The 14,413-nt window shown below is 39.1% G+C and carries 13 protein-coding genes; 12 read left to right on the top strand and 1 reads right to left on the bottom strand.

Going from position 1 to position 14,413, the window contains the following annotated elements; all coding sequences use genetic code 11:
* Positions 1-19: 19 nt before the first annotated feature.
* On the bottom strand, positions 20-826 hold the full coding sequence (locus ACHRV0_RS12565; protein ID WP_395441048.1) for a helix-turn-helix domain-containing protein: 807 nt from the start codon (positions 824-826) through the stop codon (positions 20-22).
* On the opposite strand from ACHRV0_RS12565, the gene ACHRV0_RS12560 reads away from it, so the two are divergent.
* From ACHRV0_RS12560 to ACHRV0_RS12505, 12 genes are all read left to right on the top strand, one after another.
* On the top strand, positions 800-2,869 hold the full coding sequence (locus ACHRV0_RS12560; protein WP_395441047.1) for a heavy metal translocating P-type ATPase: 2,070 nt from the start codon (positions 800-802) through the stop codon (positions 2,867-2,869). The two genes, ACHRV0_RS12565 and ACHRV0_RS12560, sit on opposite strands and share 27 nt — an antisense overlap.
* Positions 2,869-3,801: a PcfJ domain-containing protein gene (locus tag ACHRV0_RS12555; RefSeq protein WP_395441046.1), complete on the top strand. Its 933-nt coding sequence runs from the start codon at positions 2,869-2,871 to the stop codon at positions 3,799-3,801. Before ACHRV0_RS12560 ends, ACHRV0_RS12555 begins: the two co-directional genes overlap by 1 nt.
* Positions 3,802-4,075: 274 nt before the next feature.
* Positions 4,076-4,447 (top strand): hypothetical protein, encoded by a 372-nt coding sequence (locus ACHRV0_RS12550; RefSeq protein WP_035690951.1) that lies wholly within the window; start codon positions 4,076-4,078, stop codon positions 4,445-4,447.
* A gap of 149 nt (positions 4,448-4,596) precedes the next feature.
* Entirely contained in the window at positions 4,597-5,448 is an 852-nt protein-coding gene (locus ACHRV0_RS12545; RefSeq protein WP_008463764.1) for a DUF3347 domain-containing protein, read from the top strand.
* Positions 5,449-5,462: 14 nt separating this feature from the next.
* Positions 5,463-6,533 carry a hypothetical protein gene (locus tag ACHRV0_RS12540; protein ID WP_008463763.1) on the top strand — a complete coding sequence of 357 codons (1,071 nt, stop codon included), beginning with the start codon at positions 5,463-5,465 and terminating at the stop codon, positions 6,531-6,533.
* A gap of 131 nt (positions 6,534-6,664) precedes the next feature.
* The gene (locus ACHRV0_RS12535) at positions 6,665-7,357 is read left to right on the top strand and encodes a DUF3347 domain-containing protein (protein WP_008463762.1); all 693 of its coding nucleotides are present in this window, start codon (positions 6,665-6,667) and stop codon (positions 7,355-7,357) included.
* Between the two features lie 239 nt (positions 7,358-7,596).
* The gene (locus tag ACHRV0_RS12530) at positions 7,597-8,109 is read left to right on the top strand and encodes a DUF3347 domain-containing protein (protein WP_008463761.1); all 513 of its coding nucleotides are present in this window, start codon (positions 7,597-7,599) and stop codon (positions 8,107-8,109) included.
* A gap of 1 nt (position 8,110) precedes the next feature.
* Positions 8,111-8,581 carry a heme-binding domain-containing protein gene (locus tag ACHRV0_RS12525; RefSeq protein WP_008463760.1) on the top strand — a complete coding sequence of 157 codons (471 nt, stop codon included), beginning with the start codon at positions 8,111-8,113 and terminating at the stop codon, positions 8,579-8,581.
* A gap of 4 nt (positions 8,582-8,585) precedes the next feature.
* Positions 8,586-9,896, top strand: a complete 1,311-nt coding sequence (locus ACHRV0_RS12520; protein WP_008463756.1) for an efflux RND transporter permease subunit — start codon at positions 8,586-8,588, stop codon at positions 9,894-9,896.
* Positions 9,883-11,817 carry an efflux RND transporter permease subunit gene (locus ACHRV0_RS12515; protein ID WP_008463755.1) on the top strand — a complete coding sequence of 645 codons (1,935 nt, stop codon included), beginning with the start codon at positions 9,883-9,885 and terminating at the stop codon, positions 11,815-11,817. Before ACHRV0_RS12520 ends, ACHRV0_RS12515 begins: the two co-directional genes overlap by 14 nt.
* Positions 11,768-13,051 (top strand): TolC family protein, encoded by a 1,284-nt coding sequence (locus ACHRV0_RS12510; protein ID WP_205625277.1) that lies wholly within the window; start codon positions 11,768-11,770, stop codon positions 13,049-13,051. The genes ACHRV0_RS12515 and ACHRV0_RS12510 overlap by 50 nt, the downstream gene beginning before the upstream one ends.
* Positions 13,029-14,369, top strand: coding sequence for an efflux RND transporter periplasmic adaptor subunit (locus tag ACHRV0_RS12505; protein ID WP_041515713.1), 1,341 nt, complete (start codon positions 13,029-13,031; stop codon positions 14,367-14,369). The genes ACHRV0_RS12510 and ACHRV0_RS12505 overlap by 23 nt, the downstream gene beginning before the upstream one ends.
* Positions 14,370-14,413 lie beyond the last annotated feature (44 nt).

Below are 14,413 nucleotides of genomic sequence, written 5' to 3'. Positions count from 1 at the left end.
AATACACATCGGGTGGTTGCTAAATCTTTAAGCTCTTTTTGAATTCGGCAACACTAACGCCAAATTTATTCTTAAAAAGCTTGTTCAGATGGCTCTCATCGGTAAAATTAAGTTCATATGCAATTTCTGAAACACTGAGCGTGCTGAACTTAAGCCTGGTTTTAATAAGTTCAATTTTATAATCGATAACATATTCTTTTATCGTCTTGCCGATATCGCTTTTAAAAATTCTGGTAAGATGATCAGGCGAGGTCTTAAAGTAACCTGCCATTACCTCGAGTCTGAGCGATTCCTTATCATAAATAAACTGCTGGATGTAATTGATGATATCGTAGGCTCTGCCGCTGCTTCCATACGCTCTGTTTAATGTATTCTGAACCTGTATGTTTCGGGTAACAAATTGAAGCAGTAAAAAAACTATATTTTTGATAATACTTTCACCAATCAAAGAAGGATTTTCTTTCTCATTAAGCAGCTGCTCAATGAGTTTTTCTATGAAATCGGCATCATTTCCCTGAAGAAGGTTTCCTTTTATCTTGTTATGATTGTGAAAAATATACTCCAGTCTTTTGAATAACTCGCCATCCGAATCAATCAGATCACCTTTGCCCTTTGCACTGAAAAAATTTTGGGTGAAATCAATTATGCAGGATTTGACAGGACTCGATATTATAAAAGTATGTGCATCTTCAGGTGTCAGCAGGAAAGCCTCTCCTTTTTTAAAATCATAGTGGTTTCCGTTTATATTATGGATCCCTTCCCCTTCCATAATATAAATCAGCTCAAAATAATGGTGCTTATGCAGGTCCGATGTATTGCTTTGCATTTCTTTTATGGAAATGGCAATATCATTTTGGAGGTGAAATATTTTCATAGAGCAAATTTACTAAATATTATCGTTTTTTTACCTGTTTGCACTTCCGTATATAAAATAGTTTTGTCTAAAAATAAATTTATGGAAAAAGTAAACGCTCAGAAACCTGCAACGGCCTCTATTAACTGGTACGAAAAACATGGTGCAGCCGTTTCTACTTTGATCTGCCTGCTGCTGATTATTATAGGCTGGTACGCAGGAAACGGAAACAAGTGGTTATCAATATCACTGTTTATAGCCGCCTTTATTGCAGGCGGACATCAAAAAGCCATTGAGGGCCTTATAACATTATTCAAAGAAAAAGATCTGGATGTTGATCTTCTTATGGTTATAGCCGCAATCGGCGCAGCCGCAATCGGATATTGGATGGATGGAGCACTTTTAATTTTCATATTTTCATTGAGCGGCGTGCTGGAAGGCTATACAATGGCAAAAACAAATAAGGATCTCAGCTCAGTTATGGAGCTTCGTCCGGAAAGTGCGACACTTCTTCAAGACGGACAGGAAAAACTGGTTTCGATAGACAGCCTTAAACCAGAAGATATTGTAGTTATCAGACCCGGAGAAAGAATTCCTGTTGATGGCCAAATTATCAATGGTAGCACTGCGGTAAATCAGGCAGCGATAACCGGTGAAAGCCTAGCTGTCGATAAAGTAATGGGCGATCCGATATTTGCCGGTACCATTAATGGACAAGGCGCAGTTCAGGTTAAAGTAACAAAACTCCATGAAGATACTGTTCTGGCAAAAATTATACACTTGGTACAGGAAGCACAGACTGAAAAACCTCCAGTGCAGCAGTTTATTGAACGCTTCGAGGGAGTATATTCCAAAGTAGTTCTGGCTGCAGCTGCGCTTTTAATGTTTCTGCCACACTATATCTTAGGCTGGACATGGTCTGACACTATATACAAAGCAATGGTTTTCCTTGTTGTAGCATCGCCTTGCGCACTCGTATCTTCCACTATGCCGGCTATACTATCCGCAATTTCAAACGCATCCCGAAATAAAGTGCTGTTCAAGGGAGGCGCACATCTTGAAAATATAGCTTCTGTAAAAGTAGTAGCGTTCGATAAGACCGGAACGCTCACTTTTGGAAAACCGGAAGTAACTGATATCAATTCCTTCGACGGTGTTGAACAAAACGAACTTCTTACTATTGCCGCATCCATAGAAATGCTTTCCGAGCACCCTATAGCAAAATCTATAATGGTTAAAGCAGCCGAACAGAATATTGTTTTACATCGTCCTGAACAGTTTCAAGCTAAACCAGGTATTGGGATTGAAGCTGTTTTAAAAGGAAAAATATATAAGGCGGGAAAAAGCAATATCATTGATAACTCTTCTTTGGATAAATCAAAAAAAGATATGATCCAAAATTTGGAGGCTCAGGGAAAGACCGTTATATACATAGCAGAGAATAATGCACTGATTGGCATCCTGGCCCTTCGTGATAAAGTACGCCCGCGCTCTCCACGCGTAATAACAGATTTAAAAGAAATGGGGATTAGAACTGTTATGCTTACTGGAGACAGCACAATAGCAGCCGAGGCAATAGCTTCTGAAACCCAGATTGATGAAATCTATTCAAATCTAATGCCCGAAGATAAAACAAGGATAATCGAAGAACTATCAGCAAAATATGGTAAAGTTTCAATGGTTGGAGATGGTATCAATGATGCTCCAGCCTTAGCCGCTGCATCTGTTGGAATCGCAATGGGCGACGGAGGAACAGATATTGCAATTGAAACTGCTGACGTGATCTTGATGTCTGATGCTGTCGAAAGTATTCCTTTTGCTATTAAACTTGGAAAAAGAACCAACAAAATAATTAAACAGAACATTGTCTTCGCAATCGGAGTAGCTTTATCTCTAATTACAGTTAATTTTATTGGAGGCATAAATCTACCTGAAGGTGTTATTGGACATGAAGGAAGTACAGTTTTGGTAATTCTAAGCGGTTTAAGACTACTTACTATTCCCATACCGAAGTGATGCAGCATTGGATAAACCCAAAAGGCGAAGTGCGCACCATGTCACGCAGTACAAATGTTTTTTCGCACGCATACGATGCATGGCAGTACTATTCGCCCCTTGAAATCCGCCCAAAGGATTTTCAGAACTCTCCCAAGTATCGAATCAACCCCTACAGGTTTTATCCACGCTTGAAAGTGCTTCCCGTATTGAAACGAAATGGCTTTAAGACAAGTTTTTATGAGGTAGCACCTCAGGTGTTGCTTTCATCATTATTAAAAGACCACTGTGCTGAAACTCTGCTGAAAACTAGGCAGATTTCATGGCTCCGCTATTACCTTGAATCTCCCCATCAGCATGTCCTGCGTAACTGGCAGGCCGTAAAAATATGTCTTAAAAAGAATTATACAGTTTCCGATTTTGGAATTTGGGAGGATTATATCGAACTTTTGCGTTGGTTTAAAAAAGACATAACCTCCGCCCTGCTCGTCTGTCCTGCTGATTTACACTTGGAGCATGACAGATTGGTGGAGAAAAAACAGCAGTTGCTGAGAAAAAAATATCTTGTGAAAATGCGTGCGGAAATAGAAAAAGCGCAAGGTCTGTATGCTGAGGAGAAAAAACAGTTTTTCGGGTTATGCTTTTCAGGGGCAGGAATTACTATTTCAGTATTGGAGAATGTTTCTGAATTTATGACCGAAGGCGACAGCCTGAGACACTGTGTTTTTACCAATGAGTATTTCAAAAAGATAGATTCCCTGCTCTTCTCTGCACGCATTGACAACAAACCAATCGAAACTATAGAGGTTTCTCTTTCTAAAATGGAAATAGCACAGTGCCGTGGTTTGAGGAATCACAATTCAAAACATCATAAAGCTATTTTCAGTTTGATGAAAAAAAACCTTTATCAGATTCGCTCCCGAATGAAAAAGAAGAAAGCAGAACAATGCTAAAAGCGGAAAAACCGAAGAACTTTCGGTTTTTCCGCTTTATAACATTTCAGACACTGAAATTTTCCTTGCTGATTTATAGCAATCTTCCTCTTAGATTGTTCAAATCAAAAAAAAATAATTACTGTTCAATAGCGTACTGCCTTCAATGCAGACTATTAAACAGGGGAAGAAAAATCCATTTCTAAATAAACTATGAAAAAATAACAATTTTAACATTTCATTTATAAACAGAGATATTTTTATAATTATCTTTGTTTACGATTTTACATGTCTTATGAAAAGATTCCACATCATAGTAATTATTACCTTAGGTTTCTTCTTGATGCCAATGGCTACTTTTGCTTGTGGAAAACTTTCTGGAAAGATTTCTTATACTAAAGAAGCTTCCAAAAATCATGACAATGATTGCTGCTCGAAAGATGGCAGTCATTCCAAAAAAAATAATGATGGCTGCTGCGGTCATAAATGTGGGCACAAGTCATGCGGTTGTGTCTCAATCTGTAACGGAGGAATTACTTTCTTTAACCAACTTGACTTTAAAAACATCACTATAAGTGTTTTTTCTAAAAAACAAAAATTCCACAGTTCAGAAACCTCCATTCTCTCTGGTTTCTATACTATCTGGCTTATCCCTAAAATAAGCTAAATACCTTTTTTGACAGCCATACGTGTGTCAAAAAAGGAAGCCTAACTGCTTCATTTTTTTATTTTTCGCTTTTTGTAGAATAATTCTCTATACAGTTCTTGTATGCAATTATTTCTCAAAAGCAATATTCACTTCAAATACATTTTAAAATGAAATCAATTCAAAAAGGATTGATGGCAATCACTCTATTGCTGTCAGTCATAGTGTTTGGCGCACCTATAAAAAATGCAAAAAACATAAATGCAAAAATTTATGGTAATTGTTTAATGTGCAAAACTGCTATTGAAAAAGCAGGAAACATCAAAAATATCGCTTCGGTAAACTGGAATGAAAACACCAAAATAGCGGCTATTACCTATGATGAGAAGAAAACAAATCAGGATGAAGTCCTGAAAAGAATTGCCTTAGCAGGATATGACAGCGACCAGTTCTTAGCTCCTGGTGACGCCTATGCAAAACTTCCACAATGCTGCCAATATGAAAGAACAAATATGGCGGCTCCAATAAAAAAATCCGAAATGGATATGGGTAAAATGGATCATTCACAGCATACAGCCGCAGTTCCTGCAGATGCACAAGAAAACAGTCCTTTTAAAGCAATTTTCGACAGCTACTTTGATGTAAAAGATGCTTTGGTGAAAACAGATGCTAAAACTGCCGCATTGAAATCTAAAGAGCTCCTTACTGCAATCAATGCTATTAAAATGGAGAACCTAAAGCCAAAAGAACATACTGCATGGATGAATGCAATGAAAAGTTTAGCTTCAGATGCCACAAATATTTCTGAAAACCAAGATGTAAAAAAGCAAAGGGAATCCTTTAAAAGCCTTTCCAAAAACACGTACGATCTTATAAAAACTGCTGATCAGCCGCAGCCGGTTTATTATAATCATTGTCCAATGGTTGATGCGAATTGGCTCAGCAAAGAAAGCGGCATCAAGAATCCGTATTACGGTTCACAGATGTTAAGCTGTGGATCAACTATAGAAACAATCAAATAATCCCAAATCAAAAAATGAAAAATATAATAACCGTTAGTTCAATGCTTGGAGTTTTAATTTTAGGGACCGTTTCGCTGTTTTCTTGCAGTAAAATGGATGATATGAATATGTCCGATCCAAAACTGAATATAAACTATCCTGCCGCTTATGTGGTCAATGGTCAGGACGGCACAATTTCAGTAATCAAATTGGAAACTAATGAAGTTACAGAAACCTTAAGCCTAATGGGCAGCGGCAACGATATGATCATGTGGCCGCACCACATTTCTTTACATTCCAATCATCTGGCTATCGGTGTACCCGGAATGGACTTCTCTGCAGGCCATACCGCAGGTATGGGAGGAATGACAGGTAAACTCCTTGTAATTGACCCAGCCAGTGGGGCAACAGTAAAAAATATCAGCCTGCCAATGATGAACCACAACACAATATACAGCCCAAATGGTTCAGAAATCTGGGTGCCGCAAATGGACATCAATGGAAAAGTTCTGGTTTATGACGCCTTAACATACGCATTGAAAAGCACCATTGCAGTTGGCATGATGCCCGCTGAGCTTACCTTTTCTTCTGATGGGACTAAGGCTTATATTGCTAATGGAGATGACAATACTGTGTCAGTTATAAATACCGCAACCAAGCAGGTTACAGCCACAGTTGCTGTGGGAAAAAACCCTGTGGGTGCCTGGACAGGAACTGACGCCAGAATGTATGTTGATAATGAAGACGGGCAATCTATCTCGGTAATCAATGTGGCAACCGATGCCGTAGGCCAAACCATTGATCTAGGATTTATGCCTGGAATAGCGTCTCACAATGGAAATAAGAAAGAACTTTGGGTAAGTGATCCTGTCAATGCAAAAGTCCATTATTGGACCTGGGACCAGACTAAGATGATGTGGGTTCATGGAGGTGTATTCACTACTGGTGCCGGTGCACATGCTATAACATTTACAGCAGATGGAAATACTGCCTATGTGACCAATCAGACCGCCAATACGGTCTCTGTTGTTAATGTATCAAACCATACGGTCTCTAAAACGATTAATGTCGGTAGAAAACCCAACGGATTGGTGCTGAAAATATAAATCTGATATAAAGGCATTTAAAAGGCAAAATAGAGATTGGATTTGCAATCAAAAAAAGAATAATTCTTATAACACTCAAACAAAGGAATGTTAGACAAAAAAACATTCATTAGAGATAAAAACTAAAAAAAATGAAAAAACTAATTTTCTCAACCCTTGTAATGGCAATTGTACTTACAGCTTGTAATTCAAAAAACAAAGAAACTGCAGCTCCTGAAGCGGCTTCCGGGACAGCTCAGAATGACTCGCAATTGTATGCCTGTTCCATGCATCCTGAAATTACAGGAAAAAAAGGAGACAAATGTTCCAAATGCGGAATGGAATTAACCGAGCCAGTAAAGGAAACGGCCGGAAAAAGTGCAGAAGTAGAAACAGCCCAGACTGCTCAAGGAACATTTTCTATAAACGAAATCGTGAGTAATTATCTGTCCCTAAAAAATGCATTAACCAAAGATGATACAAAAGGAGCTGCAGATGCAGGCAAGGCATTATATGCAGTTTTTAACAGTGTAAATCCCAATTCGATAGATGCGAAATTAAAAGCAGAATATCTTGATATTGCTGATGATGCCAAAGAACACGCAGAACATATTGGAGCTAACGGCGGAAATATTGAACACCAGAGAGAGCATTTTGCCGTGTTAAGTAAAGACATGAATGATTTGATAAAATCTTTCAAATCAGAACAAAAATTGTATCAGGACTTTTGTCCTATGTATGATGGCGGAAAAGGAGCTATTTGGATAAGCGAAACCAAGGAGATCAAAAACCCATATCAAGGAAAAAAAATGTTAACCTGTGGTTCTATGAAAAAAGAACTATAGTACAGCTAAGTACTAATAAATTTATCGGGCTGTTTACATAATGACCACTCAATTTTCTCGTGACTAATGATGTTCATAATTTATTGAAATGTATCTAATTTTTTTAGACTACGCCGTGCGATACTCTTTGCTGAATATTCACTTATTTCCCATGTGTTTATTGTGTAGACAGTCCAATAGATATTTAGAAAAAAAATCAATAGCAACCTATTTTTTAAACAATTTAAAATATAATTAAAATGAAAAATACAATTCTTTCAGCCATATTAATGGTATGCGTAATGGTTTCTGGCAATGCGCAAAGCAAAAAAACAGAAGCAAAATTTTCAACTCAGCAAATTGTTGCAGATTATTTAGCGTTAAAAAATGCACTCGCAAAAGATGACAGCAACGGGGCCGCTAAAGCTGGCAAGGCACTGTATTCGGCTTTCAAAACCACAAATGTAAAATCGATAAATCCAAAATCCAAAGCTGAATATCTTGATATAGCTGACGATGCCAAAGAGCATGCAGAACATATTGGGGCCAATGGCGGTAATATTGAGCATCAAAGAGAGCATTTCGCTCTATTGAGTAAAGACATAAATGATTTGATCAAAACTTTTGGAGCTGCAAAAACACTATATCAGGATTCTTGCCCTATGTATGATGGTGGAAAAGGAGCTATCTGGATCAGTGAAACAAAAGAGATAAAAAACCCTTACTATGGTTCTAAAATGCTTACCTGCGGTTCAATGAAAAAACAATTGTAAAATGAAACGGTTCATCAGAAAGATTCTTTTTATTGGGTTAATTATTTTTCTACTGATGCAATTGTATCAGCCTGCCCGCAATTCCGATTACGGGCAGGTTTTACCAATTCACATTTCAAAAGTCTATCCCATTCCCAAAAATATACAAACGATTCTTAAGACTTCTTGTTACGATTGTCACAGCAGCAACACGCAATATCCATGGTACTCCTACATCCAGCCGGCACGTACCTTTATGGAAGGACATATCAAGGAAGGAAAAGAAAATTTGAATTTCAGCCAATGGGGAAGTTATTCGAAACGAAAACAGGAAAATAAATTAGACCGAATTGCCAAGCAGATAAAAGCCAATCAAATGCCTTTGGCTTCCTATACGCTGATCCATAAAGATGCAGTACTGAATACTGTTCAGAAAGAACAGCTACTCAATTGGATTGAAAAAGTAAGTGATAGTCTTTCAAAAATAAATTAAATCTATGGTACACAAATTAATAGAATGGTCCCTGCGCAACCGTTTCATCATATTACTATTATCAGCAGGAATATTTGTTTGGGGTATTATCTCTATTCAAAAAAATCCTATTGATGCTATTCCAGATCTATCTGAAAATCAGGTAATCGTTTTTACAGAATGGATGGGACGTGCTCCACAGCTCGTTGAAGACCAGATCACCTATCCCTTGGTTACCAACCTTCAGGGATTGCCTAAAATTAAATATGTAAGGGCTGCTTCCATGTTTGGAATGAGTTTTATCTATGTCATTTTTGAGGATGATGTTGATGTATACTGGGCAAGATCAAGAGTACTGGAAAGGCTCAGTACAATTAGCAGCACCCTGCCCAAAGGAGTTGCACCGCAATTGGGACCCGATGGAACCGGAGTTGGCCATATACTCTGGTATACTTTGGACGCTCCCGGCATTGACCTTGGCGAACAAAGGGCACTGCAGGACTGGTATGTCAAATTTGCTTTGCAAAATGTCCCCGGAGTAAGTGAAATTGCTTCTTTTGGAGGATTTCAAAAAGAATACCAGGTTACCATTGATCCAAACAAACTGCTATATTATAAGCTGTCTGTCCCTGAGGTTATAAGCGCCGTACGAGCCAATAATAACGAAAGCGGCGGAAGAAAATTCGACATGAGTGATATTGGCTATATCATTAAGACATCCGGTTATCTGAAATCCATAAAAGAAATTGAGGATATTCCACTGAAAAACCAGAATGGTATCCCTATAAAAGTCAGCGATATAGGAACAGTCCAGATGAGCGGAGAAACCCGATTGGGAATCTTTGATCATAATGGTACAGGCGAAGCTGTTGGAGGCATCGTCGTGATGCGTTACGGTGAAAACGCCGATGCCGTTATTGATAATGTGAAAGAAAAGATGAAAGAAGTCGCAAAAGGGCTTCCTAAAGGGGTAAAATTCAATATTGTATATGACCGAGGGCATCTGATCAAAGAGTCTATTGATTCGGTTAAGCGCACCTTAATTGAAGAGATGATTGTGGTTTCGCTTATCGTTATTATTTTTCTTTTCCATTGGCGCAGCGCATTAAGTATCATAATCCAGATCCCAATTACAATTGCCGCGAGTTTCATACTTCTAAATGCCTTTGGAATATCCTCCAATATCATGTCCCTTACCGGTATCGCACTTGCCATTGGGGTAATAGTTGACAACGGTATTATTATGAGTGAAAATGCCTACCAGCATCTCTCACAACGGTATGCACAATGGGAATCCGAACAAAAAACTGAAACAAACTCTGATGAAAAGAATTAAAAATATATTTCGCAAAAAAACACAGTGGATATCCGAAGAGGAAAGGCTTAAAGTAATTGAGAAAAGCAGCAAGCAGGTTTCTCGCGGGGTATTCTTTGCCACCATAATTATAATTACTTCTTTCCTGCCTGTATTTATGCTTACCGGACAGGAAGGAAAGCTATTCCATCCCTTGGCTTATACAAAAACTTTCATACTGATTGTGGATGCCTTGTTGGTACTTACATTAGCTCCGGTACTGATCTCTTTTTTTATGAAAGGGAAATTCCGTCCAACTGATGCACATCCCGTAAATCGTTTTTTGGAAAAAGGTTATGAGCCTATCATACGCTGGGTCCTAAAATGGAGAAAAACAACCCTTACGGTTAATATTTTGGCGTTATTGATTTCCATTCCATTATTGATGCGGCTGGGAACAGAGTTCATGCCCCCACTGGATGAGCAGAGCATTTTATTTATGCCTGTTACCCTGCCTGATGTATCCAATGGAGAAATCAAACGCATCTTGCAGGTACAGGATAAAATAATAAAATCAGTTCCCGAAGTAGAAAGTGTTTTAGGCAAAGCCGGACGGGCTAATACAGCTACCGATAATTCCCCAATGAGCATGATTGAGACCATTATCATGCTAAAACCAAAATCAGAATGGCGTAAAGGAATAGACAAAAAAGACATTATTAAGGAACTCGATACCAAACTGCAGATCCCGGGTGTGGTAAACGGTTGGACACAGCCTATCATCAACCGTATCAATATGCTCGCTACAGGAATTCGTACCGACGTGGGTATTAAAGTCTACGGTCAAAATCTCGATACCATTGCGCGAGTATCAGAAAGAGTAAAAATGGCTTTAGAGGGAACCCCTGGAGTGTCTGACTTATTTGTGGATCCTATTACTGGTGGCAAATACCTGGATGTTGATGTCAATCGTTCCGAACTGGCCCGTTATGGACTCACTGTAGATGACGTAAACCAAACCGTGGAATTTGCCTTAGGAGGAGCGTCCATCGGCAATACCGTTGAAGGACGAAGACGATTTTCAATAAGCGTTCGTATGGCACAGGACTATAGAAATAGCGTAGAACGCATTAAACGCATTCCCCTGCAGTCTCCAACCTTTGGAGAGGTGCCCCTATCTTCTGTTGCCGATATTAAATTCGTAGATGGCCCTCCAATGATTAGTTCAGAAAATGCACTCCTTCGCGGGGCAGTCATGTTCAACATACGTGATCGTGATATGGGGGGAACCGTACAAGAAGCTATGAAAAAATTAGAAAGTGCCAAAAATATACTTCCCGAAGGGTACTTTATAGAATGGAGCGGACAATATGAGAACCTGATCAGCGGAGAAAAGACCCTTAAAATCATTGCACCGATAGTATTGCTTATTATTTTCTTCTCCCTCTATTTTGCCTTTAATTCCCTTAGAGAAGCCTTCTTAAGTCTTATAACAGTGCCTTTTGCTTTGATTGGAGGTGCCTATATAATTTTTTTCTGGGATGTCAATCTATCAGTGGCAGTAGCTGTAGGTTTTATAGCCTTGTTTGGTATTGCCGTGGAAACCGGAATTGTGATGGTTATCTATCTCAATGATGCAATGGAGCAGCTTATCAAGGCCAAAGGTAATTCAAGAGAAACCATTACTAAAGACGATCTCAGAGAATATGTGGTACACGGCGCCGCAAAGAGATTACGCCCAAAACTAATGACCGTCTGTGTCTCATTATTTGGATTAGTGCCTGTCCTTTGGTCCAATGGTGTCGGAATGGATGTAATGAAACCAATCGTATTGCCTATGATTGGCGGCGTATTTACCTCTGCCGTACATATCTTATTAGTAACCCCGCTTATTTTCCTAATGTCTAAAGAATATGAATTACGAAAATATGGCAAACTTGAAGTACATGATGTCAAACATTAAAATACTGGCAGTACTATTGCTTTTACTGCCATTACAGCTATTGAGCCAGACCCAACAGGTCTTGTCTCTTGATACAATCCTTCACAGGATTGATAAAAAAAACGTGCTCCTGCAAAGCTATAGCCTAAAGGCTGAAGGGTACAAATATAGTGCTGATGCCGCAACGGCATGGATGGCACCAATGGTGGGTGTTGGGACATTTATGACACCCTATCCTTTTCAGGAAGTTATGGATGACCGCGACAAAGGATCTTTAATGTTCAGAGTTGAACAAGATATCCCCAATATAGGAAAGCTAAACAAGAAGAAAAAATTTATCCAGTCCCAAGGAAATATTGAGAACGCTACGCGGACCGTTACCCTTAACGACTATAAAGCGCAGGCCAAACAGCTCTACTACAGCTGGATGGTAGCCGAAGAGCGAATGAAAGTTTTGGATCAGAACGAAAAGATAATGTTGACCATGAAAAAGATTGAGGAAGTACGCTATCCTTACAATCAGTCGCAATTGGGTAATGTATACAAGATTGACGCAAGGATTGAAGAGAACAAAAATATGATCCGCATGCAGGAAGGTGAAATCGCAAAAGCAAGAGCATGGCTCAACAGCTTGATGAACCAGCCTGGCAATGCTGATTTTTCAATCGACACAAGTATTATTCCTGTCTTCAACCCTGCTTTGCACGACACCACAAGTCTTGCTGCTGTGCGGGGAGATATTAAAAAGATGGATGCGGGAATTGAATCGATGCAGCTCAGTATTCAGGCGATGAAAGCGGAGAAAAATCCCTCTTTTAAAATCCAGTTTGACCACATGAATTCTTTCGATAAAATGATGCCCAAAGCCTATTCGGTAATGGCAATGATGTCTATTCCTATTGCTCCATGGTCATCAAAAATGTATAAATCAGATGTTAAAGCAATGCAATATAATGTACAGGCAATGGAGAAAGAGAAATCCGCCATGCTGCAGGAAACCCAGGGTATGTTATATGGTATGCAATATGAAATACTGACCATGCAAAAAAGAATCCAGGGACTCGAAACAAAAATAATCCCTTCAATGCAAAAATCGCTGGATGTAAACTTTCTGAACTATCAGGAAAACAAACTGCAGATTCCTGTAGTAATTGACTCCTGGGAAGCTTTAAATATGCTGCAGAATAACTTATTAGATGAAAAATTAAAACTATATCAAATGATTGTCGATTATGAAAAAGAACTCTATCGCTAAGTTAGTCGGATTGTTATTCGTTTCGATATTAGTATTGACAGCCTGTAACAAGAAAACAGAGCATAACAGTAAGCCCGCACATCAGCATAGTACAAATCAGGAATATACTTGTCCAATGCATCCCGAAGTTATTCAGGATAAGCCCGGCAGCTGCCCAATATGCGGGATGGAATTGGTTGCAAGACACACTCCTGGAACGGAAACAGCTATAGACAGCAGCCTGAAACACCTTTTAAAACCAGTTAACGAACAAGTTGTTTCAAACATATCTGTCATAAAACCTGACGAGGGTACTAAAATATTCTCTATGCAGGTACAGGGAATTATTACCTACGATACCCGCGAGCAGACCAGTATCTCCAGCAGGGTAAGCGGAAGGATTGAGCGTCTGCTGATTAAGTACAATTATCAGCCCGTAAAAAAAGGACAGTTAATCATGGAAATCTATTCCCCTGATCTGGCTGCCGCGCAAAGAGAGTTGTTATTTATTTATCAATCTGACCCAAACAATCCGATGCTTCAAAAAGCAAAAGACAGACTCTCTCTGCTGGGTATGCAACAGGGGCAAATTCAACAGGTATTAAAAACAGGTAAAATCTCCTATCGCATTCCTGTTTACAGTAATGCCACCGGGTACATCTTAGACAACACGGGAGCGGCAAATGCTTCTGCAACAGCTCCTGCGGCTTCGCCTCAAAGCGCACCGTCAGATGATGGTATGGGCGCAATGGGTTCAAGTAGCAGTGCAGCATCAAATAGCAGCGCATCTGCCCCTGCTTCCTCTGCTATTATGCTAAGAGAAGGACAATATGTTGGTGCAGGACAATCTCTTTTTACAATATATACCAACAAAAACCTTATCGCTGAGTTTGCTTTTGATCCATCGGTATCATCCCAGATTAAAAAAGGACAAAAGTTGGTGTTTTATGAACCCTCAGATAAGCAAACCGTGTATACTGGTACTATCGGACTCATTCAACCCGTCTTTAAAGAGGGAAGCAACTTTACCATAGCCCGAATTTATTTGCAGGATAATAAATTTCAGACCGGAAAATTAGTAACTGCAGCCATTCCTATTGTCAGTAAAGGCTGGTGGCTTCCACAAAGCGCCGTTCTTAATTTAGGAAATAAATCCATCGTTTTCAAAAAAGAGCAGGACGTGTTTGTTCCCAGAGAAGTTAAAACGAAAAATAATGGTGATGGAATGGTGCTAATAGACCAAGACATCAATAATTGGAATATCGCCAGTAATGCGGCTTATATGATAGACAGTGAGAGTTTTATCAAGACAGCTTCAGAAAATAAATTAAAAAATTAAGCCATGAACAATAAACTAATAATTCGTACTATTTTGCTCATTGC

The sequence above is a fragment of the Flavobacterium sp. FlaQc-30 genome (assembly GCF_044005885.1).
GTDB lineage: Bacteria > Bacteroidota > Bacteroidia > Flavobacteriales > Flavobacteriaceae > Flavobacterium.
The sequence above is the reverse complement of the archived record's forward strand: the minus strand, read 5'-3'. Positions and strand labels throughout refer to the sequence as shown.